Here is a 23912-nt window from a genome sequence, read left to right as displayed (position 1 = left end):
GCCCAAGAAAGCCCCGGCCATGACAGCATCGACCGCCTCCCCCACCCTCATGGCCAACGCGATCCGCGCCCTCGCGATGGACGCGGTGCAGGCGGCCAACTCCGGCCACCCGGGCGCACCCATGGGCATGGCCGACATCGCCGTCGCGCTGTGGGGCCACCATCTGCAGCACAACCCGGCCAACCCGCACTGGGCCAACCGCGACCGCTTCGTGCTGTCCAACGGCCACGGTTCGATGCTGATCTACGCGCTGCTGCACCTGACGGGCTACGACCTGCCCATCGATGAGCTGCGCAACTTCCGCCAGATGCACAGCAAGACGCCGGGCCACCCCGAAGTGGGCATCACCCCGGGCATCGAGACGACGACCGGCCCGCTGGGCCAGGGCGTGACGAATGCCGTGGGCCTGGCCCTGGCCGAGAAGCTGCTGGCGCGTGACTTCAACCGCGAAGGCCACGAGATCGTCGACCACCACACCTATGTCTTCCTGGGCGACGGCTGCCTGATGGAAGGCATCAGCCACGAGGCCGCGTCGCTCGCCGGCGCCTGGAAGCTGAACAAGCTCGTCGCCATCTACGACGACAACGGCATCTCCATCGACGGCCAGGTTGCTCCCTGGTTCGCCGACGACACCGCCAAGCGCTTCCAGGCCTATGGCTGGAACGTCATCGGCCCGGTGGACGGCCATGAGGTCGACGCCCTCGACGATGCCATCGGCAAGGCCAAGGAGAGCACCGACAAGCCGACGCTGATCATCGCCAAGACGGCCATCGGCAAGGGCTCGCCCAACCGCGCCAACACGGCCAAGGCCCACGGCGAGCCGCTGGGCGCCGAAGAGATCAAGCTGACCCGCGAGGCCCTCGCCTGGGAGCACGAGCCCTTCGCCGTGCCGGCCGAGGTCTATGCCGCCTGGGACGCCAAGGAACGTGGCGACAAGCTCGAAAGCGACTGGGACACCCGCTTCGACGCCTACGCCGAAGCCCACCCCGAGCTGGCCGCTGAGTTCCAGCGCCGCATGGCCGGCGTGCTGCCCGCCAACTTCGCGCAAGTCGCCGTGGACGCCGTCGTCAAGGCCCATGCCGAGTCGCAGACCGTTGCCAGCCGCAAGGCCAGCCAACTGGCACTGGAAGCCTTCACGCTCGCCCTGCCCGAACTGCTGGGCGGCAGCGCCGACCTGACCGGCTCCAACCTGACCAACACGTCCAGCACGCCGGCCCTGCGCATTGCTGCTGACGGCACGCCCAACAACGGCCGCCACATCAACTACGGCGTGCGCGAGTTCGGCATGGCCGCCATCATGAACGGCGTGGCCCTGCACGGCGGCTTCATCCCCTACGGCGGCACCTTCCTGACCTTCAGCGACTACAGCCGCAACGCCATCCGCATGGCCGCGCTGATGAAGACGCGCGTCATCCACGTGATGACGCACGACTCCATCGGCCTGGGTGAAGACGGCCCGACCCACCAGTCCGTCGAGCATGTCGCCAGCCTGCGCCTGATCCCGGGCCTGGACGTCTGGCGCCCGGCCGACACGACCGAGACCGTCGTCGCCTGGACCATGGCCATCGGCAACGCGCAGCGCCCCAGCCTGCTGGCCCTGAGCCGCCAGAACCTGACCTACTCGCCCAAGACCAACGTCGACGAGATCGCCAAGGGCGCCTACGTGCTGTTCGACCCCGTCAGCGCCAAGGGCAACAGCAAGGCCGAGGCCGTCATCATCGCCACCGGCTCCGAGGTGCAGCTGGCCATGGCTGCCAAGGCGCTGCTGGCCGACGAAGGCATCAAGGTGCGCGTCGTTTCCATGCCGTCGACCAACGTGTTCGACCGCCAGGACAAGGACTACAAGAAGAGCGTGCTGCCCAAGGGCCTGCCGCGCGTGGCCGTCGAAATGGGCGTCAGCGATTTCTGGTGGAAGTACGGTGTCGACGCCGTCGTCGGCATCGACACCTTCGGTGAATCGGCTCCGGCTGGCGTGCTGTTCAAGCATTTCGGCTTCACGCCTGAGAACGTCGCGGCCACGGTCAAGGCGGTGCTGAAGAAGAAATGAAGCTTGTCTGCGCTACAACCTCCCGGCATCAAAAAAACCGGGGGGAACAGATGCGCAGATGGTTGATTGCCGCTCTATTGGGCACTGCTGCGCATGGCGCCAGTGCCCAGACCGAAGTCCTGCCGCGCAGCGAGGCCCAGCGCCTGGGTTGCCTGGTCAAGCCTGCGAATCCACCGCGGTATCCGGAGCGCGACAAGCTGGACCGTGAGTACGGCGCGATGCGACTGCTGCTGAAGTTCGGCAAACCCAACGCCAAGCCGACGGTCGAGGTGCTGTCCAATTCGGCGCGCGAGGACATGCAGGACCAGGTTTTCGACTACGTGGCTCGCTATCGCCTTCCCTGCCTGCAGCCCGAGGACGGCGTGGTGAGCGCGGTCCAGGACTTCACCTTCCAGAACCACGACCGCGATCCCACGCCCATGCCTGCGGAGCCGGGAGAGCAGACCCCACTCTGCGTCGTGATGCCCAGGCGCGCGATGGACTACAAGATTGGTTGGAGCCGGCCGCAGGCCGAGCATCTGGTCGCGGAGATCACGTTCAAGGGCGATGGCCAGCAACCGCCTGAGGTGAAGTTCACCTACGCGAAGGCTTCCGCCAGCCTCGAGCAGACGGTGCGTGCCTGGGTGTCCGAGTACCGCATGCCCTGTCGTACCGCGCAAGACAAGCCGCGCACGATCGAGCAGCGATTCAGCATGTTCCCGGACAACAAGCACCGGTATGGCTTCAAGCGCGATCGCTTCGCGCTGGTGGATTTCCTCGGCATGACGCGGGAGCCCAGGAAGCTGCAGGCGCACTTCGACCTGAAGACCATGGCCTGCCCGTTCAACGTGAGCTTCGTCCTGGGCGGCGGCGGCCTGCCGCATCAAGCAACCGTGGCGGGTCCTGTCGACCCCAACCGGGTCGGCTTCCTGCGTTGGCTTGAGACTTTGCAGTTCGATTTCAAATCCGAAGAGATGGCCAATGACCTCTTCAACAGCCAACTGCAGATCGACGTGCCCTGCGGCACGCTCAACCTCGCTGGCGAGAGCTGAAATCGCGCTGAAACCACGCCGTACCGCGAATCGCCGAGAATGCCGCCCGACGAGAATTCTTAACCTCCTGGAGACTCTCCCATGACCATCAAGATCGGCATCAACGGCTTCGGCCGCATCGGGCGCATGGTGTTCCGTGCCGCCATCGCGAATTTCAAGGACATCGAAGTCGTTGCGATCAACGACTTGCTGGAGCCCGACTACCTGGCCTACATGCTGAAGTACGACAGCGTGCACGGCAGGTTCGATGGTGAGGTCTCGGTGGACGGCAACACCCTCGTCGTCAACGGCAAGCGCATCCGCCTGACCGCGGTGAAGGACCCGTCGGAACTGCAGTGGGCCGCAGTCGGCGCCGACACCGTCATCGAAGCCACGGGCATCTTCCTGGACAAGGCCGGCGGCGAGAAGCACCTGGCCGCAGGCGCCAAGAAAGTCATCTTCTCGGCTCCCTCCAAGGACGAGACGCCGATGTTCGTCTTCGGTGTGAACCACACCAAGTACGCCGGCGAAGCCATCATTTCCAACGCCTCCTGCACGACCAACTGCCTGGCCCCGCTGGCCAAGGTGCTGAACGACAAGTGGGGCATCAAGCGCGGCCTGATGACCACCGTGCACGCCGCCACTGCCACGCAGAAGACCGTCGACGGCCCGAGCAACAAGGACTGGCGCGGCGGCCGCGGCATCCTGGAGAACATCATCCCCAGCAGCACCGGCGCCGCCAAGGCTGTCGGCAAGGTCATCCCCGAGCTGAACAAGAAGCTCACGGGCATGAGCTTCCGCGTGCCGACCAGCGACGTGTCGGTCGTCGACCTGACCGTCGAGCTGCTGAAGGACGCCAGCTATGAAGAGATCTGCGCCGAGTTCAAGGCCCAGAGCGAAGGCGCGCTGAAGGGCGTGCTGGGCTACACCGAGGACAAGGTCGTGGCCACCGACTTCCGTGGCGACGCGCGCACGTCGATCTTCGACGCCGACGCCGGCATCGCGCTGGACAGCACCTTCATCAAGCTCGTGTCCTGGTACGACAACGAGTGGGGTTACTCGAACAAGTGCCTGGAGATGGTGCGCGTCGTCAACGGCTGAGCTGTTTGACACGCCCATGAAGGCCCCGCCCCGGCGGGGCCTTCTGCTTTCTTGCACGCCACATTTGTTTGCGAACGGCTCCCGGGGCCGCGCCTAAACTGGCCGGTCCCGCACCGCTCGAGTCCGCCGTCATGAAGTCCCTGCGTCCGCTGTTGATCGCCACCCTGGCCGCGCTGGCTTGCGTGCCCACCCTGGCCCAGACTGCCGACGCTGAAGCGCGGGTCATCGTGCGCTTCAAGCCGCAGGCCGACAGCGTGCGCGCCAAGGCCATGGCGCTGCGGGCCACACGCGCCGAGGCGCGCGAGGTGGCGCAGACACGCGCAACGGCCCTGGGCCTGCGCACCGGCCACCGCCTGGCGGCCGGCATCAGCCTGGACGAACGCACCCAGGTGATCCTCGCCAAGGGGCTGACGGGCGCCCAGCTCGCCAAGCGGCTCGCGGCGGACGGCGAGGTCGAGCTGGTGGCGGTGGACCAACGCCGCAAGCACACCAAGCTGCCCAACGACCCGCTGTTCGGCGGCGCCGACGTGAACGCGGAATCCACGGTCGGCGGCATCCAGGCCCGCACCATCGACCAGTGGTACTTGAAGAAGCCCAGCAGCACGGCCGGCCAGGTGGTCTCCAGCATCAACGCGCCGGCGGCGTGGGATACGACGACCGGATCGGGCAGCGTCATCGTCGCCGTGCTCGACACCGGCGTGCGCATGGACCACCCCGACCTCGTGGGTCAGTTCGTCAACGGCTACGACATGATCGGCTTCGGCAGCCCCGGGTCGACGGCCACGGCCATCGCCAACGATGGTGGCGGTGCCGATGCCGACCCCTCCGACCCCGGCGACTGGGTGAGCCAGGCCGACATCAACGGCGGCGCGCTGGGCAGCGGCTGCGACAGCAGCGACATCGGCAACAGCTCCTGGCATGGCACGCGTGTGTCGGGCTTGATCGGCGCGCTCAGCAACAACGGCACCGGCATGGCCGGCGTCGGCTGGGGCTTGAAGATCATGCCGATCCGCGTGCTTGGCAAATGCGGCGGCTATGACAGCGACATCATTGCCGGCATGAAGTGGGCGGCCGGCGTTGCCGTGCCGGGCCTGCCGGCCAACGCCAACAAGGCCAAGGTGCTCAACCTCAGCCTGGGCGGCGGCGGCACCTGCGGCACCAGCGGCACCGGCGCCCTCTACCGCGAGGCGATCACGGCCATCAACGCGGCCGGCGCTACCGTCGTCGTCGCTGCCGGCAACTCGGAAGGCCAGGCCGTTGGCCTGCCGGGCAACTGCCCCGGCGTCATCGCGGTGGCGGCGCTGCGCCATGTCGGCACCAAGGTCGGCTTCTCCAGCCTGGGCACCGAGGTGACCATCGCCGCACCGGGCGGCAACTGCATCAACGTCGGTACCGGCCAGGCCTGCCTCTACCCCATGGTCAGCACCACCAACAGCGGCACGACGACGCCGGTGGCCGCCGACGGTGCCTACACCGGCAGCGGGGCCTCGGTGGGCACCAGCTTCTCGGCGCCCATCGTCAGCGGCATCGTCGGCCTGATGGCCTCGGTGCGGCCGGGCCTGACCTCGGTCGAGGCGACACAGATCCTCAAGAGCACGGCGCGGCCCTTCCCGACGACGGGTGGCGGCAGCTCGGCCGACCCCAACCCGCCGCAATGCAAGGCGCCCAGCGCCACCGTGCAGGACGAGTGCTATTGCACGACCAGCACCTGCGGCGCCGGCATGGTGGACGCGGCTGCCGCCGTGGCTGCGGCTGCGGCGCTGAATGGCACGACGGTGGCCATCACGCAAAGCCCCGCCAGCGGCCTGACCGCCGGCCAGACCTTGACCCTGACGGCCGCCGCCACCGGCCTGCCCGCCGGCCGTACGGTCGCGTCGACGGCCTGGGTCGTGGTGGACGGCGGGGGTATCGCCACGGCCTTCGCCTCCGGCGCCGCCACGGCCACCGCGACGATCACGCCGACGGCGGCCGGCAGCTTCACGGTGCGCGCCGACGTGACCGACAGCGCCGGCCTCGTCTACAGCCAGACCGCGACCATCAGCGTCGCGGCGGCGCCCGTCGTCACGCCGCCTGTTGCCAGCGGGGGTGGCGGCGGTGGTGGTGCGGCGAGTGCGGCCTGGCTGGCCGGCCTGCTGTTGGCAGCGCTGGCGCTGCGGCGCTCAGCTGCTCGCGGCTGACGCGGCTGCTGGAGCGGATGAAGCGGCGCTGCAGGCCTTGAAGCCTGCGGCCAAGGCGGCGTCCTTGCTCGCCTTGAGCTTGCCCGCCAGCAGGCCGTCCGCCTGGGCGATGACCAGCGTGTGGCGGTTCAGCGGTGTCTTCAGTGCCAGCACGCGCAGGCCCTTCAGGCCCCGCTTGTCCAGCGCCGCGACCTCGGCGGTTGCCTCGGCCTGGCTCGGGTACTTGCCCAGCACGAAGGCCGGCTGCTCGGCGGGCAGGCCTTCCAGCGGCTCGAAATTGAGGCGCAGCCCTTTGTAGGTGGCTTCCTTGCGAGCGCGGAATTCGGGGTCGGCGAGCTTGATGGTGGCCACCACCCACACGCCCGGCTGCTCGCTGCTGCGCACCTGGGCTTCGGCGCCGAGGCCGCGCAAGGCAGCCTGTGCGCCGGCCAGGGCCGCGTCGCCTTCCAGCGGGCCGAGTTCCAGGCAGCTGCGCTGGGCCAGGGCCACGGCGGCGCTGGCGGCCAGCGGCTGGATGCGCTCCGGGTGCGCTTGAGCCGCCAGGCGCTGCGGCTCGCGGCCGCCGTCGGCCGGCAGGCCGGTCACGGCGTCCAGCCAGCCGCGTGACCAGACGAAGAAGAGGGCGTTCACCGCCAGCAGCACCAGCACGATCACGCGCATCACGGGGAGGTCTCCAATCTGAGGCTCAGTTCACCGCCGCTCATCGGCAGCACGCCGGCGGCGGTTTCCAGCAGCAGTTCACCACGCGCGGACACGCCGCGCGCCGTGCCGAGTTGGTCACCCACGCGCACGCGCTGGCCCGCAGCCAGGTCGCGCCGCGCGAACGCAGCCTGCCAGGGCGCGAAGCCCAAGGTCTCGAAATCGGCCAGCATGCCGCACAGCGCGGGGGCCAAGCGGTCCAGCGTGGCGGTCGCGGTGGCGCCCGGGGTCAGCGTCTGCAGGGCTGCGTGGCCGCTGGCGAAGGCGCTGCGGTCGGCGTCTTCGGGCAGGGGTTGCAGGTTCAGGCCGATGCCGATGACGACGCCGCGCTGCTCGGCTGGCAGCGGCACGGTCTCGATGAGGATGCCGCCGAGCTTGGCGCCATCCAGGAAGAGATCGTTGGGCCACTTGAGCTGGATGCGCTGGCCGGTCGGGTCGAGCGTGTCAGCGACGGTGCAGCCGACAGCGAGCGACAGGCCGGACAGGTCCAGCGCCGCGGGCAGCGGCAGGGCGAGGGAGAAGGTCAGCGCGGCTTCATCGCTCTGCCAGGCGCGGCCGAGGCGGCCACGGCCCGCGGTCTGGCGCGAAGCCGAGACCAGCAGCGGCCCACCGCCATCGCGCAGATGGGCCAGCGCCTCGGTGTTGGTCGAGCCGCATTCGGCGAGATGGCGCCGTTCCATCGGTTCAGCGCCCTGAACGGCGGGTTTTGGGCGCCAGCATGGTGCCGCGGCAGGTCAGCGCGCCGCACCAGCAGGCGAACTGCCTCTTGACCTTGGCCGTGTGGCGGTCGTCCAGCACCAGGCCGTAGTCGTAGAACAGCTCTTCGCCCGGCTCCAGGTCGCGCAGCGCCTGGATGAACACGCGGCCATCGACCTCGTCGGCCTCGCAGTTGGGCTCGCAGGCGTGGTTGATCCAGCGCGCGTTGTTGCCGCCGATCAGTGCATCGATGACGAGACCGCCGTCCAGGTGGAAGTAGAAAGTGTGGTTGGGCTGGGCCGGATCATGCGGGTGGCGCTCGACGGCTTGCTCCCAGGTGATGCGCTCGCCGGTGTACTCGATGATGCGCGCGCCGGCGGCGATGGGCGCCACCGCATAGACCCCCCGGCCATGCACGCCGGAATCACGGACTTCGATCTTGCGGCGTGGGGTTTTAGCGGTCATCGGCCCTGTGGTACGGTGATTTCATGGGTGCGCGCGTGCGTAGGTGCGCGCGAGGCCCGGATTGTAGGCAGGGGATTTTGAGTCCCCCGCCGTAGAAAAGAGTAGGGAAGACCTAGACCGATGAGCAAGACCCTGATCATTGCCGAGAAGCCCTCCGTCGCGCAGGACATCGTCCGCGCGCTGACGCCTGTGGCGGGCAAGTTCGACAAGCACGACGACCATTTCGAGAACGAGAAGTACGTCGTCAGCTCCGCGGTGGGCCACCTGGTGGAAATCGCCGCGCCCGAGGAGTTCGACGTCAAGCGCGGCAAGTGGAGCTTCAACAACCTCCCCGTCATCCCGCCGCACTTCGACCTCAACCCCATCGACAAGAACAAGGGGCGGCTCAACGCGCTGAGCAAGCTGATCCGCCGCAAGGACGTGACGGCGCTCATCAACGCCTGTGACGCGGGCCGCGAGGGCGAGCTGATCTTCCGGCTCATCGAGCAGTACGCGCAGCCGGCCAAGGGCAAGCTGAACAAGCCCATCTCGCGCCTGTGGCTGCAGTCGATGACGCCGGCCGCCATCCGCGACGGTTTCGACAAGCTGCGCAGCGACGAGCAGATGCTGCCGCTGGCAGACGCCGCACGCTGCCGCTCCGAAGCCGACTGGCTGGTGGGCATCAACGGCACGCGGGCCATGACGGCATTCAACTCGCGCGACGGCGGCTTCTTCCTGACGACGGTGGGCCGCGTGCAGACGCCGACGCTGTCGGTCGTCGTCGAGCGTGAAGAGAAGATCCGCAAGCACGTTGCCCGCGACTACTGGGAGCTGCGCGCCAACTTCGACGCCCAGGCCGGCCAGTACGAAGGCAAGTGGTTCGACCCCGCCTGGAAGAAGAACGACGACCTGGAACGCCGTGCCGACCGCATGTGGAATGCGGCCGACGCCGAGACCATCGCCAAGGCCGTGCTCGGCAAGCCGGCCACCGTCACCGAAGAGAGCAAGCCCAGCACGACCAGTTGCGGCGGCCTCTACGACCTGACGACGCTGCAGCGCGAGGCCAACTCGCGCTTCGGCTTCTCGGCCAAGACGACGCTGTCCATCGCGCAGGCGCTGTATGAAAAGCACAAGGTGCTGACCTACCCGCGGACGGACTCGCGCTTCCTGCCCGAGGACTACCTGGCGGTGGCCAAGGACACGGCCAAGATGCTGGCCACCGAGGACCTGCCCGGCCCGCTGGCCCTGCTGTCCAAGCACGCGGCCACGGCGTTGAAGGAGGGCTACATCAAGCCCACCAAGAAGGTCTTCGACAACGCCAAGGTGTCGGATCACTTCGCCATCATCCCGACGCTGCAGGCGCCCAAGAGCCTGACCGAGATCGAGGCCAAGCTCTACGACATGGTCGTCAAGCGCTTCCTCGGCGTGTTCTTCCCGCCGGCCGAGTTCCTGGTCACGACGCGCATCAGCAAGGTCGACACGCATCACTTCCAGACCAACGGCAAGGTGCTCGTGAAGCCGGGCTGGCTGGCCGTCTACGGCAAGGACGTGGACGACGAGGATGCCAACCTCGTGCCGGTGCAGACCGGCGAGGTCGTGCGCACCGAGAGCGTCGACGTGAAGGCGCTGCAGACCAAGCCGCCGGCGCGCTACACCGAAGCCACGCTGCTGTCCGCCATGGAAGGCGCCGGCAAGCTCATCGACGACGACGAGCTGCGCGAGGCCATGGCCGAGAAGGGCCTGGGCACGCCAGCCACGCGCGCGGCCACCATCGAAGGCCTCATCAGCGAGAAGTACATGCTGCGCGAAGGCCGCGAGCTGATCCCGACCGCCAAGGCCTTCCAGCTGATGACGCTGCTGCGCGGCCTGGAGGTGGAAGACCTGACCAAGCCCGAGCTGACCGGCGACTGGGAAAGCAAGCTGGCCCAGATGGAAAAGGGCAAGCTCAAGCGCGACGTCTTCATGGCCGAGATCGCGGCCATGACCGAGAAGATGGTCGCCAAGGCCAAGGGCTACGACCGCGACACCATTCCCGGCGACTACGCGACGCTCAAGACCCCATGCCCCAAGTGCGGCGGCGTCGTGAAGGAGAACTACCGCCGCTTCACCTGCCTGGGCCCCAAGGAAAACGGCGAGGGCTGCGGCTTCTCCATCGGCAAGATCCCGGGCGGCCGCAGCTTCGAGCTGAACGAGGTGGAAACCTTCCTGGCCCACAAGAAGATCGGCCCGCTGGAAGGCTTCCGCTCCAAGGCCGGCTGGCCGTTCACGGCTGAACTCGCGCTGGTGTACGACGAAGAGATCGCCAACTGGAAGCTGGAGTTCGACTTCGGCGAGGATGCCAAGAAGGCCGAGGGCGATGGCGAGCCGGTGGACTTCTCGGCCCAGGAATCGCTGGGCGCCTGCCCCAAGTGCCAGGGCCGCGTCTTCGAGCATGGCAGCAACTACGTCTGCGAGCACAGCGTCGGCGCCACCGTGACCTGCGACTTCAAGACCGGCAAGGTCATCCTGACCCAGCCGATCGAGCCGGCCCAGGTGCACAAGCTGCTGGCCAACGGCAAGACCGACCTGCTGGAGAACTTCGTCTCCAACAAGACGCGCCGCAAGTTCAAGGCCTTCCTGGCCTACGACAAGAAGGAAGGCAAGGTCATCTTCGAGTTCGAGCCGCGCGCGGCCAAGGCACCGGCGGCCAAGAAGGTGGCTGCCAAGAAGACGGCGGCCAAGGCCTAGGCGTCTGCAGGGCCCGTTGGCAGGCTTATGCTCACCGCACGGGCCTGACAGGGCCAAATCAGAGAGGGCAGGGATGGCGTTGACACCGCTCGGCATTGGCATACAGACGCGCCTGACGGCCGGCATTGCGCTGGTGGCGAGCCTGCTGGTGTTGGCGGTCGGCTGGTACTGGACGACGCACGAGGAGGCCGATCTGATGGGCGGGCTGCGCCAGCGCGAGGCGCGCATGGCCGGCCTCATCGAGCGCGGCTTCGCCGGCCCGATCTGGAACCTCGACCACGTCGCCATCGAGAACCTGCTCGACGCCGTCATGGCCGACCCCGAGGTGCATGCCATCGAGCTCAAGGGCCTGGGCCTGCGCGGCGGCCAAGCCAACCGCAGCCGCGACACACCGGCCAGCGGGCCGCTCAGGCGCGAGTTCGCCATCACCTACCAGCCCGCGGCAGACACGGCCGGCACCCAGGTTGCCTCGGCCGTGCTCGTCTTCACGCGCGATCTCGTCGACGAGCAGATCCGCCGCACCCGGGTCTTCGTCGTGCAGCTGCTGGCCGTCGTCGTTGCCGGCATCGTCATCGCCAGCTCCCTGCTCGTGCACTGGCTGGTGCGCCGGCCCGTGGCCAGGCTGGGCGCGTTGGCGCAGCGTGTCGCCAAGGGCGACCTCGGCGCGCAGGAAATGGTGGAGCGCGCCGACGAGATCGGCGAGCTGACGATGCGCTTCAACGCGATGAGCCTGAAGCTGCGCAGCGCGGCCGACCAGGTGCAGCTCAGCTCCGAGGGCCTGCGTGCCAGCGAGGCGCGCTACCGCAGCCTGTTCGAGAACGCGACCGAAGGCATCTTCCAGGCCGACGCCCGTGGCAGCGTGCTCAGCATGAACCGCGCCTTCACGCAGATGCTGGGCCTGGGCTCGCACAGCCCCGTCGGCCGACGCCTGCGCGAGCTGACCGGCATCGCCCGCGAGGAAATGCATCGCGTGGCCGCCGTCATGAACGAGCAGGGCAAGATCCAGCAGGCCCAGCTGCAACTGCGTGGTGTGGGCGGGCGGCCGCTGTGGGTGGAGCTCAACGCGCACTGGGTGGAGGGCGAGGGCGGCCAGCGCCGCATCGAGGGCATGGTCAGCGACATCTCGCTGCGCCGCCAGGCCGAGGCCGAATTGACCCGCCACCGCGACCATCTGGAAGAACTCGTCGCCGAGCGCACCGCCGAACTCAGCGAGGCCAAGCTGCGCGCGGAAAGCGCCAACCAGGCCAAGGGCCGCTTCCTGGCGACGATGAGCCACGAGTTCCGCACGCCGCTGAACGCCATCCTCGGCTTCACGCAGCTGATGCAGATGGACTCGGCCATCCCGCCCGGCCAGCAGGCCAAGCTGCAGCTGATGCGCGACTCGGGCCTGCATCTGCTGGAGCTCATCAACGACGTGCTCGACATGGCCAGCATCGAGGCCGGCAAGGTCAGCCTCAAGCCCACGGCGGTGGACCTGCGCGCCCTGCTCGACATGGCCAGCGACAGCGTGCGCCTGCGCGCCGAGCAGAAGGGCCTCGCCTTCGGGTTGGACATCGACGCCAGCCTGCCCGCCCTCGTCATGGTGGACGGCCAGCGCCTGCGCCAGGTGCTGCTCAACCTGCTGTCCAACGCGGTCAAGTTCACCGACAGCGGCACCGTGCAGCTGGCGGCCCGCACAGTCGAGCGGGAGGGCACGCATGTGCGCCTGCGCCTGGAGGTGGCCGACAGCGGCATCGGCATGACGCCGGCCCAGCAGGCGCGCCTGTTCCAGGCCTTCGAGCAGGTGTCCGACGCCTCGCGCCACCTCGGCGGCACGGGCCTGGGCCTGTCCATCAGCCAGCAGCTTGTGCGCTTGATGGGCAGCCAGATCCTCGTGCAGAGCACGGCAGGGCAGGGCAGCAGCTTTGTGTTCGAACTTCGCGTAGCTTTGGCTTAGATGACCTGGGCGATTGCCGCCAAGCTGCTGGCGATTCTTGTCGCCGTTGCCATCGGCTGGGCGGTCGGCCGTATGCGCTGGCTGGGCGGAGGCGCGGCGGGCAGCGACAGCGACCCGGCCCGCGTGCTGGCCAACGCGGCCTTCTACATCTTCGTGCCGGCCCTGCTGTTCCGCACCACCGCGCGGCTGGACACGGCGACGCTGCCCTGGGCATTCCTGTTTGCCTTCTTCGTGCCCGTGCTGTTGCTCATCGCCGTGCTGTATGTGCTGTACCGCTGGTTGCGTAAACCCGGCGAGAACGTCGTCGCGCCCAGCGTCAGGGCCATCACGGCCGGCTTCGGCAACACGCTGCAGGTGGGCCTGCCCGTGGCGGCCGGTGTGTTCGGCGAGAAGGGCCTGGCCATCCACATCGCCGTCGTCAGCCTGCATGCGCTGTCCATCCTCACGCTGCTGACGGCCATCGTGGAGCTGGACCTGGCACGCGAGCGCAGCACCGGCAACCTCGTCGGCACGCTGCTGCAGACGGTGCGCAACACGGTCATCCACCCCGTGGTGCTGCCGGTGCTGGCCGGCCTGGCCTGGAACGCGACGGGCCTCGGCCTGCCCGCCGTTGCCGACGAGGCGCTGCAGAGCCTGGGCACGGCCGTGGTGCCGCTGTGCCTCACGTTGATCGGCATGTCGCTGGCCTATTACGGCTGGCCGCGCACCTGGCATGGCCTGGCCGGGCTCGTTGCGGTCAAGCTGCTGCTGATGCCCGCCGTCGTGCTGGGCGTTGCGCACTGGGGCCTGGGCCTGAACGGCATGCCGCTGGCCGTCATCGTCATGATCTCGGCGCTGCCGACCGGCTCCAACGCGCTGATCTTTGCGCAGCGTTACCGGGCGCTGGAGGCCGAGGTCACGGCCGCCACCGTCATCTCCACCATCTTGTACGTCGCCACGGCGCCGCTGTGGCTGGCCCTGCTGGCCTGGCTGTCTCCGTGGTGAGCCCCTGGTAAGCCCGCGGTGACTCCTGGCACTTTGCGCCGCGGCGCCGCCATCGCCCAATTCCTCATCCCCCTGCATTGATCCCGAGGACCTCTGCCCCATGAACGCTCCCGCTCCCCGTCGTCTCGTTGCCTTGCTGGCCCTGGTCGGCGCCCTGTCCGCCGCGCTGCCGGCCTGGTCTGCGCCATTGCAAGGTGCCGTCAGCACCGAGGCCGGCCAGCTCGCCGTGCGCCAGCAGAAGTTCACGCTGGCCAATGGCTTCGAGGTCATCCTCGTCGAAGACCACCGCCTGCCGCTGGTGGCCTTCAACCTGTGGGTGCATGCCGGCCCGCGCAACGAGGCCAAGGGCCAGACGGGTTTTGCCCATCTGTTCGAGCACCTGATGTTCGCCGGCAGCAAGCACATCCCGCGTGGAGAGTTCGACAAGTTCGTCGACGCCGCCGGCGGCACCGACAGCAACGGCTCCACCAACTTCGACCGCACCAACTACTTCTTCACGCTGCCGTCCAACCAGCTGGCGCTGGGCCTGTGGCTGAAGGCCGACATGCTGGGCTACATGATCGACGAGGTCGACTCCGTGTCGCTGGCCAACCAGCAGGACGTGGTGCGCAACGAGCGCCGCCAGAGCTTCGAGAACCGGCCCTACGGCATCGTCGAGGAGGCGATGTACCAGGCCCTATACCCGGAAGGCCACCCCTATCGGGCGGCCGTCATCGGCTCGCATGCCGACATCCAGAGCATCCAGCTCAAGGACGTGAAGGACTTCGCCAGCACCTACTACCGGCCCAACAACGCCACCCTCGTGCTGGCCGGCGACTTCGACCCCAAGCAGGCCAGGGCCCTCGTGCAGAAATACTTCGGCTCGCTGAAGGCCGGCGCCAAGGTGCCGGAGGTGAAGGTGGCCATGCCCGAGATCACGAAGGAGCGCCGCCTCGTCGTCACCGACCGCATCGAGCTCTCGCGCCTGAACCTGTCCTGGCACACGCCGCCGATGTTCGCCCCCGGTGACGCCGAGCTGGACGTTGCCGCCCACGTGCTCGGCGGCGGCAAGGCCAGCCGGCTCTACGGCCTGCTGGTGCGCGACAAGCAGCTCGCGCAGAGCGTGCAGGTCGGGCAGGGCTCACAGTCGCTCAGCTCGGTGTTCGACATCGAGGTGGTGGCCCGCCCCGGCGCATCGCTGGACGAGATCGAGAAGCTCGTCGACGCCGAGATTGCCAAGCTCGCGACGACACCGCCCACGGAGGCCGAGCTGGCCCAGGCCCGCGCCACCATCGAGACCCAGCTGCTGCAGCGCATGGAGAAGGTCACGTCGCTGGCCGACCTCGTCAACCACTACAACCAGATGGCCGGCGACCCCGGCTTCGTCGGCAAGGACCTGGCCCGCTACCGCACGCTGGCGCCGGCCGCCGTCAGTGCGACGGTGGCGCAATGGCTGCAAAAGAACAAGCGCGTCGTCCTGCAGGCGCTGCCCGGCGAGCAGGTGCTGGCCGCTGAGATCCCCACACCGCCCGCGCCCACCAAGGCGGCCAAGGGCGAGCGCGAGTCGCTGAACGCCGCCGAGGCTTGGCGCAGCAAGCCCCCGGGCGGCACCCAGGCCAAGCCTTTGACGCTGCCGGCCGCGCAGAGCTTCACGCTCGCCAACGGCCTGACCGTCATCCATTCGCCCAAGCCCGGCCTGCCGCTGGTCAGCGCCAGCCTCGTGGTGCGCGCCGGCCAGGGCGCCAACCCGGCGGACAAGCCCGGCCTGGCCGGCTTCACCGCGGGCATGCTGCCCGAGGGCACGACGACGCGCAGCGCCCAGCAGATCGCGGAAAGCCTGGCGGCCCTGGGCGCCACGCTGAACGCCCAGGCCGGCAGCGAGGAGGCCCGCATCGACTTCTCCGGCCTCAAGGCCAGCGCCAAGGAGGGCCTGACCCTGCTGGCCGACGTGGCACTGAACCCCGCCTTCGCCGCGCCCGAGATCGAGCGCCAGAAGGCCCAGCGCCTGGCCGCCCTGGCCCAGGCGCGCGAGCAGGCACCGCTGCTGGCCAACGCCGTCGGCAACCGCGTGGTCTATGGCGACGGCCACCCGTTGGCTGCCAACGTGCTGGGCACCGAGGCCAGCATCAAGGCCGTCGACGCTGCGGCCCTGCGCGCCTTCTGGCAGGGCCACTATCGCCCCGAGCGCGCGGCCCTGGTGGTGGCCGGCGACCTCAGCGAGGCCGAGCTGCGCAGCCTGATCGAACCGCTGTTCGGCGCCTGGAAGCCCACGGGTGTGGCCGCACCGGCCGTGCCGCTGCCGGCGGCAAAGCCGGTGGCAGCGCGCACCATCGTCGTCGACAAGCCCGGCGCCCCGCAGACGGCCCTGGCCGTCGTCGCGCCCGGCCCCTACGCCGCGGCACCGGATGCCGCCGCCATCAAGGTCATGAACGCCGCGTTGGGCGGCCTGTTCACGTCGCGCATCAACAACCAGCTGCGCGAGGTCAAGGGCTACACCTACGGCATCGGCTCGGGCTACACCATGGGCCGCGAGCGCGGCCAGTTCGGCATCCGCGGCAGCGTGCGCACCGACGTGACCGGCCCGGCGCTCGCCGACATGTGGACGGAGATCGAAGGCATGCGCGCCAAGCCCATGGGCGCGGCGGAACTGGGCCGCGTGCGCAACGCCCAGCTGCTGTCCCTGCCCGGCCTGTTCGACACCAACCTCGCCGTCGTCACCGGTTATGCCGGCAACTGGGCAGCCGGCCAGCCGCTGAACGCCATCACCGACCTGCCCAAGAAGTACGGTGCCGTCACCGCCGCCAGCGCGCTGAAGGCGGCGCAGCAGCACCTTGACCCCGCCCAGCTCATCGTCGTGGCCGTGGGCGACAAGGCCAAGATCGTGCCGCAGCTGGAGGCCATCGGCCGCAAGCCTGAAGTGCGCGACGCTGAGGGACAGGCGGGGGGACAGCCTCAGCCCTGATTGCGCGCCGGCGGGGCCGGTGCGAGCATGCTGGCTTGGCCCCTGCCGGGCCTGGAGGCCGCATGCTCTCGCGCCGCATTCCCACCACCCGCCTGCTGCAGGCGCTCGCCGCCGTGGGGCTTGTCGCCCTGGGCGGCAGCGCTGACCAGGCCGCCGCCTTCGACCCACTGCTGAGCACGGCCGGCGGCGTCTGCCGCCCGCTCGCCTCCGGGCGGCCTGTCTTGCTGCAGGCCCTGCTGGCCGGCGCACCCAAGTCGGAGACGGCACCCTTCCAGCCCGCGCCCATGAAGGCCGCGCCGGGCGATGTGCCGGTCTACAAGGACCTGGGCCGCATGAGCTTCAAGCTCGAACATGCATCGCCCAGGTCGCAGGCCTATTTCGACCAGGGCCTGCGCCTGTCGTTCGCCTTCAACCACGCCGAGGCCCAGCGTGCCTTCCAGGCCGCGCAGAAGCTCGACCCCGGCTGCGCGCTGTGCTTCTGGGGCGAGGCCCTGGTGCTCGGCCCCAACATCAACGTACCGATGGCACCTGAGGCCAACGCACCCGCCTGGGCTGCGCTGCAGCGCGCCGTCGCGCTGAAGGGCAAGCTGCCGCCGCGCGAGCGCGTCCTCATCGAGGCGCTGCAGGCCCGATACCAGGCCGAACCGCCGGCTGACCGCGCCCCGCTCGACGCTGCCTATGCCGACGCGATGAAGAAGGTGGCCGCCCAGTTCCCCGGCGAAGACCTGATGCAGACGCTGCACGCCGAAGCCGCCATGGACACCCAGCCCTGGGACTACTGGGAGGCCGCCGGTGCCAAGCCCAAGGGCCGCACGGCCGACATCGTGGCCGCGCTGGAGACGGTGCTCAAGCGCAACCCCAGCCACCCCGGCGCCATCCATCTCTACATCCACGCCGTCGAGGCTTCGACGACGCCGGAGCGTGCGCTGGCCCCCGCGCGCCGCCTGGCCGCGCAGATGCCCGGCGCCGGCCACATCGTGCACATGCCGGCCCACATCTACTACCGCGTGGGCCTGTACCGCGAGTCGCTGGAGGCCAACCGCCAGGCCATTGCCGTGGACGAGGCCTATTTCAAGAAGTCGCCGTCCGACCCCACCTACCGCTCGGCCTACTACCCGCACAACATCCATTTCCTGATGGTGTCGGCGCAGATGGGTGGCGCCGCCAAGACGGCCATCGAGGCCGCGGCCAAGCTCGACGCATCGCTGCCGGACGACGTCATCCGCGCTTTCGCCGTCATGCAACCCGTCAAGGCCGCGCCCTACACGACGCATGCGCAGTTCAGCTCGCCCGACGTGATCCTCAAACTGCCCGCGCCGGCCGATGAATTCGTGCTCGTGAAGGTCTTCTTCCACTACGCCCGCGCACTGGCCCATGCCGAGCGCCGCGACCTGGCCGCCGCCCGGCACGAGATCGCCGCCATCACGGCGCTGGAGACGGGGGCCGACTTCAAACCCTTCGACGCCTGGGGCGTGCCGGCCCAGGCCATCACGCAGACGGCCCGCCTCGTCGCCTCGGCGCGGCTGGCCGATGCCCAGGGTGACCTCGCCGCCGCGGCCACCGCGCTGGAGCAGGCCGTTGCCATCGAGGAAGGCCTGGCCTACACGGAGCCGGCCTACTGGTACTACCCGGTGCGCCAGTCCCTGGGCGCCGTTCGCCTGCGCCAGGGCCGGCTGGACGAGGCCGAGAAGGCCCTGCGTGAGTCGCTGGCCCGCGTGCGCAACAACGGCTGGGCGCTGGCCGGGCTGGCCGAGGTCTACAGGAAGCGTGGCGATACCGCCGCGGAGAGGACCGCTCGCCAGGCGTTGAGCAAGGCTTGGTTCGGCGCGGAGGGCGGGCCAGACCTTACGAAGCTCTGAGCCGAGGGTCGTCGACGAAAATGGCGGCATGAGCCTGCCCGCCTACATGGACGACCTCGGCCGCGCCGCCCGCGCTGCCGCCACCGCAATGGCCGCCGCCCCGACGGCCGCCAAGAACACCGCGCTGCTGGCCCTGGCCCGCCGCCTGCGCGAGGCCGGCCCAGCGTTGGCCGAAGCCAACGCCCGTGACCTGGCCGGGGCCGCCGAGCTCAGCGGCCCGCTGCGTGACCGCCTCAAGCTCGACGCCAAGACCCTGGCCACGGTGGCCGAAGGCTGCGAGCAGATCGCCGCCATGCCCGACCCCATCGGCGAGATCACCGGCGTGAAGCGCCGCCCCACCGGCATCAGCGTGGGCCATATGCGCGTGCCGCTGGGCGTGTTCGGCATGATCTACGAGAGCCGCCCCAACGTGACCATCGAAGCCGCGTCGCTGGCCATCAAGAGCGGCAACGCCTGCATCCTGCGCGGCGGCTCCGAGGCCATCCACTCCAACCTCGCGCTGGCCGAGCTGGTGGCCGCGTCGCTGGAAGAAGCCGGTCTGCCGCGCGCCGCCGTGCAGCTCGTCAACACCACCGACCGCGCTGCCGTCGGCCTGCTGATCTCGTCGCCGCAATGGGTAGACGTCATCATCCCGCGCGGCGGCAAGGGGCTGATCGAGCGCATCAGCGCCGAGGCCAAGGTGCCCGTCATCAAGCACCTGGACGGCAACTGCCACAGCTATGTCGATGCCGAGGTGGACCTGGCCCAGGCCGTCAACGTCGTCGACAACGCCAAGACGCAGAAGTACAGCCCCTGCAACGCGACCGAGTCGCTGCTCGTCCACGCCGCCCAGGCGCCGGCCTTCCTGCCGCGCATCGCGGCCATCTTCAAGGCCAAGGGCGTGGAGATGCGCGGCTGCCTGCGCACGCTGGCCCTGGTGCCCGGCGCGGTGGCGGCGACCGAAGAAGACTGGTCCACCGAATACCTCGCGCCCATCATCAGCATCAAAGTGGTGGACTCGCTGGACGAGGCCATCGCGCACATCAACCGCTACGGCTCGCACCACACCGACGCCATCCTGACGACGAATCACCCGAACGCGATGCGCTTCCTGCGCGAAGTCGATTCAGCCAGCGTCATGGTCAACGCCAGCACGCGCTTTGCGGATGGCTTCGAGTACGGCCTGGGCGCCGAGATCGGCATCTCCACCGACAAGTTCCACGCCCGCGGGCCGGTGGGGCTGGAGGGGCTGACGTCGATGAAGTGGGTGGTGTTGGGGCAGGGTGAGGTGAGGGGCTGACGGTGGCGGGCTGATGAGTTTCTGGCGCGACGACGAAAACTCGCCGTGAACATCAGCTTCCGCCCAGCCACTGCCGCTGATGCTCCCGCCTGCGTGACCCTGCGCGGCCTCACCCGCGAGAATGCCATCTCGGTTGCGCAACTGGCGGCCATGGGCATCACCGCCGAGTCCTGGGCGGGCGCAGTCGCCTCCGGTGATCTACCCGGCTTTGTCTGCGTTGATGAGCAAGCCGCCATCGTTGGCTACTGCTTCGGCGAAAAGACTTCTGGCGAGGTGGTGGTGCTGGCGCTGCTGCCCCAGTACGAGGGCCGAGGTATCGGCAAGCAGCTGCTGAATCGGGTGGTGGATGTTCTCGTCGAGGCTGGGCACCGGCGCCTTTTCCTCGGCTGCTCGCCGGACCCCGCCGTGCGCTCCTACAGCTTCTATCGCCAGCAGGGCTGGGTGTCGACCGGCAGGTTCGACAAGGCTGGGGATGAAGTGCTCGAACTCCTGGTCGACAACCCATAGAGGAGGCTTGGCATGCAACGTCTCGCCGTGCTGTTAGGTGCCATCGTGGCGCTGCAGGGCGTTGTTGGCCTCGTCGCGCCGGACATGTTTGTCAGCACCGTCCGCTTCTTCCAGACGCCACCGACGATCTACTTCGCCGCAGTCGTTCGAGTTGCGTTCGGCGTGGTCCTCGTGCGTGCGTCGAGTCGGGCGCGTGCAGCGGTTGCGCTTCGCGCGCTGGGCATTGCCATCGTCATTGGTGGCGCCCTCACGCCGTTCTTCGGGGTCCAGTTCGCCCAGGTGATCCTGGGTTGGTGGGCGGACGGTGGCGCCGCGGTTGTGCGAGCCTGGGCGCTTGCTTCCCTGGCCATTGGCGCCTTCATCATGTATGCCAGCGCTCCTAGCCGCCCGGCTACCTGATTGGCCGTCAACTCGCCTGGCAAAGCCACACCAGCTTTGCCGTTAGGCTGCGAGCCATGCAGTTCGACCGCTCCAAGTACTCCCGCATCGTTGTTCTCACAGGCGCCGGCGTTTCGGCAGGGTCTGGCCTGCGCACCTATCGCGGCCCGGGTGGGGTTTGGGACGAGCACGAGGTTGAGCGCTACGGCCATGTCAGCGCGCTGCGCGAGCGGCCCGAGGACACGTGGCGGCTTTTCGGCGGCATGCGTGAACCCGTGCTGGCTGCACGGCCCAATGCGGCGCATCTGGCGTTGGCACACTGGGAGGCCGAGCTGTCTTCGAGCCAGGAGTTCCTGCTGGTCACGCAGAACGTTGATGGCCTGCACCAGCTGGCTGGCAGCCGCAATGTCGTCGAGCTGCACGGCAACATCATGGGCACGAAGTGCAGCAATGCCGCTTGCGACCTCAAGCCCTACCGCGATGAACAGCAGCACGCGAACGCTGCGCCGCTTTGCCCGAAATGCGGGCACGCCCTCAGGCCGGATGTCGTGCTGTTCGGCGAGGAGATTCCTGCGTTACCCGGCTGGACCGTCAAGCGTGCCCTGCGGGACTGCGACCTGTTCATCGCCATTGGCACGTCGGGCCTCGTCACACCGGCCGCCAACTTTGTCCGCGGCGCCGAGTACGCCGGCGCGCGGACCATCCTCGTGAATCTGGAGCCCATGGACAGGCCGAACTCGGCCTTTCAGGAGCAGGTTCTCGGTCGGGCGGAAGAGGTCGTTCCGCTTCTGCTTGGTATGAATGTTGCCCCGTTACTCACGCCCTAGGGGCACGCGCGCGGAACTGTCCGTCCGGTGCCCGCCTTATCGCAGCCCCGTCACTTGCGCCTCCTTCGGCGCACTGATCACATAGTCCGCCGTGAACCGCTGGCTCTGGCCTGCTGCCAGCGGCAACTCCCACATCACCAGCCCCGGCTGCTTGCGCCAGGCCTGCGTCGTTGGCACGGGGCTGAACTGGGTCTGCACCTTGATGTCCTCATGCTGCGACACCGGTGCGGCTTCGACGAGTTGCAGCGTCACCGCCGCAGACCCCGCCGGATGCCGGTTCTCGACGACGTACCCACGCCCGTAACGGTGCTCGGCACGCGCCCCGATGAAGCCGGTGTTGCCGGCGTTGCGCTGCTCGGGTTCGATCAGCACGCGCAGCGCGTCGTCGCGGCCGAAGGGCAGTTCCAGGCGTTCCTCGCCGGTGGCGACGTTGAGCGTGCTGTTGCCCACCAGCGCGCCGTCGCGCACCAGCTGCATCGCACCGCGTGGCCAGGCGCCGGCGGGCTTGGGCACGTCGGCCACAAGATAGGCCGCGGCCTCGCTTTGCGGCTGCACGCGGGCCAACACCTTGGCCTGCAGCTTCTCGCTGCCCAGCGTCAGGCTGGCGCGCTGCGTGCCGCTGTCGATGTTGACGCGCAGCGGCAGCACGAACTCGGTGACGTAGCTGCCCTGGAAGACGCTGAGGTCGAAACGCTCCAGCTGGGGCTCGGCGGCGATGCGCGAGCCCGCTACGGCGACGTTCTGCAGCGGGGGCGGGGGAGCGGGTGAGGCAGGAGCGGGCGCGTACAGGGCGCGCGCCTCAGCCTGCGGTTGCGGACGCTGGAGGTCGAGCCTCCACGGCGTTGGCGCGCCGACGCCCACGCGCGGCGTCGCCTGCGCCGTCGACAGCCGCAGCTTCACGTTCTTCCAGTCCTCGCCGCTTTGCTGCGACACCTGGGCTAAGCGCTCCAGGTTGAGCGCGCCGCTGGCGGTGTCGAGCAGCGCGCGGTAGCTCGGTGCCCACCCTGCTTGCGCCACGCGGTAGTTCAGCGTCAGCTCGGCCTCGCGCGCGGTGGACAGCCGCAGGCGCAGGCTGCGCCACTGCGGGTTGGCCGCAGCCACGCGGTCCCGCTCGCTCTTGAGCGGGGCGAGCTGCTTTTCGAGTTCATCGAACTGACGGCGCAGCTGGGCCTGGCGCAGCAGCGCGTCCTGCGCGGTCTTGCGGATGCTGTCGGCCGTTGCCGCAATGCCGGCGGCCGGCGTCGCGCGGGCCTCGCCCGAGCCCAGTGCCTTCAGATAGCCCAGGCTGGTGTCCAGCGCGCTCGACTCGGCCGTGAGCAGGTCGCGCTGGCCTTCCAGCTTGCGGATCTGCTCGTCCAGCGGGCTGTTTGCGCACTCGGGCACGCGCTCGCGCGGCAGCGTCTCCAGTTGCACCGGCCCGAGGTTGACGCCGGCCGGCGCGTCGATCTGCAGCGAGTCGGGGTCGAAGCGGGCCGACAGGCAGTTCAGCACCAGCTCGCGCGCACCGGCGGCCACCGTGGCCAGGCGCGTGACCTGGGCACCGCCGGGGTAGACCAGGACTTCGTCGATGCGGGACTGGGCAAAGGCAGCCGGCAGGGTGCCGACCAGCAGACAGGCGGCAAGGCCGGCCGTGTAGGTTCGCATGGGATCCTTGCTGCGCCGCGATGGGTGGGCGCCGAGCTAAAACGGTATCACTGCGCCGCCCAGCGCCGGGCCAGCCAGGGCCTCAGCCAGAACTGGGCCACCCCCAAGGCCAGCAGCAGCGCCAGCGCGTAGACCAGCAGGAAGCCGGGCAGGCCGAACAGCGGTGCCAGCGGGCTGGCCACGCCGAGGAAGGCGGCATAGAGCCAGCTCGTCAGGCTGACCGCGCCCAGCGCGACCGGCAGGCCCAAGCCTTCGACGACGCCGCTGTCGTGGGCCGCCAGCAGGCGCGGAAAACCCCAGCGGTGCAGCATCGCGCCATTGACGCTCAGCGCGACGGCCACCACCAGCTTGGCCTCCATCTTGGGCCCCATCTGGATGGGCGCGCCAGCCGCCGGCGTGAACAGCAGCAGGCCGCTGACCCACAGCGCCAGCAACGACAGCCACACGATGCGCTGGGCCAGCGCCAGCATGGACGCGTCGAGATCGCGGCGCGAGAGCAGCGCGAGATCGGCCAGCGCAACGCCGATGGCGGCTGCGGCAAAAGCCAGCAGGTGCAGATAGCGCAGCAGCAGGTCGGAAACAGCGGGCAGATCGATGGTGCTCATCGGCGTCCCCCAGGTTGGAGGCCAGCATGCCACGAGGCGGGCCCGGTGTGC

The 23912-nt window shown here is 69.1% G+C and carries 18 protein-coding genes; 13 read left to right on the top strand and 5 right to left on the bottom strand.

Annotated features, from left to right (window positions below):
• Positions 1 to 19 precede the first annotated feature (19 nt).
• The 4 genes from tkt (at position 20) to AC07V5_RS01535 (ending at position 6335) form a co-directional block, all read left to right on the top strand.
• Positions 20 to 2047 carry a transketolase gene (gene tkt / locus AC07V5_RS01550; RefSeq protein WP_495113716.1) on the top strand — a complete coding sequence of 676 codons (2028 nt, stop codon included), beginning with the start codon at positions 20 to 22 and terminating at the stop codon, positions 2045 to 2047.
• Positions 2044 to 3078: a hypothetical protein gene (locus AC07V5_RS01545; protein WP_495113715.1), complete on the top strand. Its 1035-nt coding sequence runs from the start codon at positions 2044 to 2046 to the stop codon at positions 3076 to 3078. The genes tkt and AC07V5_RS01545 overlap by 4 nt, the downstream gene beginning before the upstream one ends.
• An 81-nt stretch (positions 3079 to 3159) precedes the next feature.
• The gene (gene gap, locus AC07V5_RS01540; RefSeq protein WP_495113714.1) at positions 3160 to 4158 is read left to right on the top strand and encodes a type I glyceraldehyde-3-phosphate dehydrogenase; all 999 of its coding nucleotides are present in this window, start codon (positions 3160 to 3162) and stop codon (positions 4156 to 4158) included.
• 131 nt (positions 4159 to 4289) lie between these two features.
• Positions 4290 to 6335, top strand: a complete 2046-nt coding sequence (locus tag AC07V5_RS01535; protein WP_495113713.1) for a S8 family serine peptidase — start codon at positions 4290 to 4292, stop codon at positions 6333 to 6335.
• Here AC07V5_RS01535 and AC07V5_RS01530 read toward each other — a convergent pair.
• Genes AC07V5_RS01530 through AC07V5_RS01520 form a run of 3 tightly spaced genes read right to left on the bottom strand, consistent with a single transcriptional unit; the run spans position 6318 to position 8195 of the window.
• A complete protein-coding gene (locus AC07V5_RS01530) occupies positions 6318 to 6998 on the bottom strand; it encodes a hypothetical protein (RefSeq protein ID WP_495113712.1) in 681 nt (226 codons plus the stop codon). The two genes, AC07V5_RS01535 and AC07V5_RS01530, sit on opposite strands and share 18 nt — an antisense overlap.
• Positions 6995 to 7714, bottom strand: a complete 720-nt coding sequence (locus tag AC07V5_RS01525) for a biotin--[acetyl-CoA-carboxylase] ligase (RefSeq protein WP_495113711.1) — start codon at positions 7712 to 7714, stop codon at positions 6995 to 6997. The genes AC07V5_RS01530 and AC07V5_RS01525 overlap by 4 nt, the downstream gene beginning before the upstream one ends.
• Positions 7715 to 7718: 4 nt before the next feature.
• Positions 7719 to 8195: an SET domain-containing protein gene (locus AC07V5_RS01520; RefSeq protein WP_495113710.1), complete on the bottom strand. Its 477-nt coding sequence runs from the start codon at positions 8193 to 8195 to the stop codon at positions 7719 to 7721.
• A 120-nt stretch (positions 8196 to 8315) separates the two neighbouring features.
• Between AC07V5_RS01520 and AC07V5_RS01515 the strand changes: the two genes are divergently transcribed.
• From AC07V5_RS01515 to AC07V5_RS01475, 9 genes are all read left to right on the top strand, one after another.
• Positions 8316 to 10901: a DNA topoisomerase III gene (locus AC07V5_RS01515; protein ID WP_495113709.1), complete on the top strand. Its 2586-nt coding sequence runs from the start codon at positions 8316 to 8318 to the stop codon at positions 10899 to 10901.
• A 73-nt stretch (positions 10902 to 10974) separates the two neighbouring features.
• Positions 10975 to 12837: an ATP-binding protein gene (locus tag AC07V5_RS01510; protein ID WP_495113708.1), complete on the top strand. Its 1863-nt coding sequence runs from the start codon at positions 10975 to 10977 to the stop codon at positions 12835 to 12837.
• Entirely contained in the window at positions 12838 to 13821 is a 984-nt protein-coding gene (locus AC07V5_RS01505) for an AEC family transporter (protein WP_495113707.1), read from the top strand.
• Positions 13822 to 13921: 100 nt separating this feature from the next.
• On the top strand, positions 13922 to 16762 hold the full coding sequence (locus AC07V5_RS01500; RefSeq protein WP_495113706.1) for a M16 family metallopeptidase: 2841 nt from the start codon (positions 13922 to 13924) through the stop codon (positions 16760 to 16762).
• A 62-nt stretch (positions 16763 to 16824) separates the two neighbouring features.
• Entirely contained in the window at positions 16825 to 18621 is a 1797-nt protein-coding gene (locus AC07V5_RS01495; RefSeq protein ID WP_495113705.1) for a hypothetical protein, read from the top strand.
• 28 nt (positions 18622 to 18649) lie between these two features.
• A complete protein-coding gene (locus tag AC07V5_RS01490) occupies positions 18650 to 19900 on the top strand; it encodes a glutamate-5-semialdehyde dehydrogenase (RefSeq protein ID WP_495113704.1) in 1251 nt (416 codons plus the stop codon).
• Positions 19901 to 19945: 45 nt separating this feature from the next.
• Positions 19946 to 20407, top strand: a complete 462-nt coding sequence (locus AC07V5_RS01485; protein WP_495113703.1) for a GNAT family N-acetyltransferase — start codon at positions 19946 to 19948, stop codon at positions 20405 to 20407.
• A 12-nt stretch (positions 20408 to 20419) separates the two neighbouring features.
• Positions 20420 to 20806 (top strand): hypothetical protein, encoded by a 387-nt coding sequence (locus tag AC07V5_RS01480; protein WP_495113702.1) that lies wholly within the window; start codon positions 20420 to 20422, stop codon positions 20804 to 20806.
• A gap of 56 nt (positions 20807 to 20862) precedes the next feature.
• Positions 20863 to 21612 carry a Sir2 family NAD-dependent protein deacetylase gene (locus AC07V5_RS01475; protein ID WP_495113701.1) on the top strand — a complete coding sequence of 250 codons (750 nt, stop codon included), beginning with the start codon at positions 20863 to 20865 and terminating at the stop codon, positions 21610 to 21612.
• A gap of 36 nt (positions 21613 to 21648) precedes the next feature.
• On the opposite strand, the gene AC07V5_RS01470 is transcribed toward AC07V5_RS01475, so the two are convergent.
• Entirely contained in the window at positions 21649 to 23256 is a 1608-nt protein-coding gene (locus AC07V5_RS01470) for a DUF4139 domain-containing protein (protein WP_495113700.1), read from the bottom strand.
• A gap of 47 nt (positions 23257 to 23303) precedes the next feature.
• Positions 23304 to 23861, bottom strand: a complete 558-nt coding sequence (locus AC07V5_RS01465; protein ID WP_495113699.1) for a hypothetical protein — start codon at positions 23859 to 23861, stop codon at positions 23304 to 23306.
• Between the last annotated feature and the right edge of the window lie 51 nt (positions 23862 to 23912).

Source organism: Roseateles sp. GW821-FHT02E12 (assembly GCF_059421665.1).
The sequence above is the reverse complement of the archived record's forward strand: the minus strand, read 5'-3'. Positions and strand labels throughout refer to the sequence as shown.

What these genes read in the sequence shown, in the direction of transcription:
- AC07V5_RS01490 (WP_495113704.1), top strand. Translation starts at nt 18,650, where the DNA reads ATGAGCCTGCCCGCCTACATGGACGACCTCGGCCGCGCCGCCCGCGCT.
- gap (WP_495113714.1), top strand. Translation starts at nt 3,160, where the DNA reads ATGACCATCAAGATCGGCATCAACGGCTTCGGCCGCATCGGGCGCATG.
- AC07V5_RS01470 (WP_495113700.1), bottom strand. Translation starts at nt 23,256, where the DNA reads ATGCGAACCTACACGGCCGGCCTTGCCGCCTGTCTGCTGGTCGGCACC.
- AC07V5_RS01500 (WP_495113706.1), top strand. Translation starts at nt 13,922, where the DNA reads ATGAACGCTCCCGCTCCCCGTCGTCTCGTTGCCTTGCTGGCCCTGGTC.
- AC07V5_RS01465 (WP_495113699.1), bottom strand. Translation starts at nt 23,861, where the DNA reads ATGAGCACCATCGATCTGCCCGCTGTTTCCGACCTGCTGCTGCGCTAT.
- AC07V5_RS01520 (WP_495113710.1), bottom strand. Translation starts at nt 8,195, where the DNA reads ATGACCGCTAAAACCCCACGCCGCAAGATCGAAGTCCGTGATTCCGGC.
- AC07V5_RS01535 (WP_495113713.1), top strand. Translation starts at nt 4,290, where the DNA reads ATGAAGTCCCTGCGTCCGCTGTTGATCGCCACCCTGGCCGCGCTGGCT.
- AC07V5_RS01475 (WP_495113701.1), top strand. Translation starts at nt 20,863, where the DNA reads ATGCAGTTCGACCGCTCCAAGTACTCCCGCATCGTTGTTCTCACAGGC.
- AC07V5_RS01525 (WP_495113711.1), bottom strand. Translation starts at nt 7,714, where the DNA reads ATGGAACGGCGCCATCTCGCCGAATGCGGCTCGACCAACACCGAGGCG.
- AC07V5_RS01480 (WP_495113702.1), top strand. Translation starts at nt 20,420, where the DNA reads ATGCAACGTCTCGCCGTGCTGTTAGGTGCCATCGTGGCGCTGCAGGGC.
- AC07V5_RS01515 (WP_495113709.1), top strand. Translation starts at nt 8,316, where the DNA reads ATGAGCAAGACCCTGATCATTGCCGAGAAGCCCTCCGTCGCGCAGGAC.
- AC07V5_RS01505 (WP_495113707.1), top strand. Translation starts at nt 12,838, where the DNA reads ATGACCTGGGCGATTGCCGCCAAGCTGCTGGCGATTCTTGTCGCCGTT.
- AC07V5_RS01545 (WP_495113715.1), top strand. Translation starts at nt 2,044, where the DNA reads ATGAAGCTTGTCTGCGCTACAACCTCCCGGCATCAAAAAAACCGGGGG.
- AC07V5_RS01495 (WP_495113705.1), top strand. Translation starts at nt 16,825, where the DNA reads ATGCTCTCGCGCCGCATTCCCACCACCCGCCTGCTGCAGGCGCTCGCC.
- AC07V5_RS01510 (WP_495113708.1), top strand. Translation starts at nt 10,975, where the DNA reads ATGGCGTTGACACCGCTCGGCATTGGCATACAGACGCGCCTGACGGCC.
- tkt (WP_495113716.1), top strand. Translation starts at nt 20, where the DNA reads ATGACAGCATCGACCGCCTCCCCCACCCTCATGGCCAACGCGATCCGC.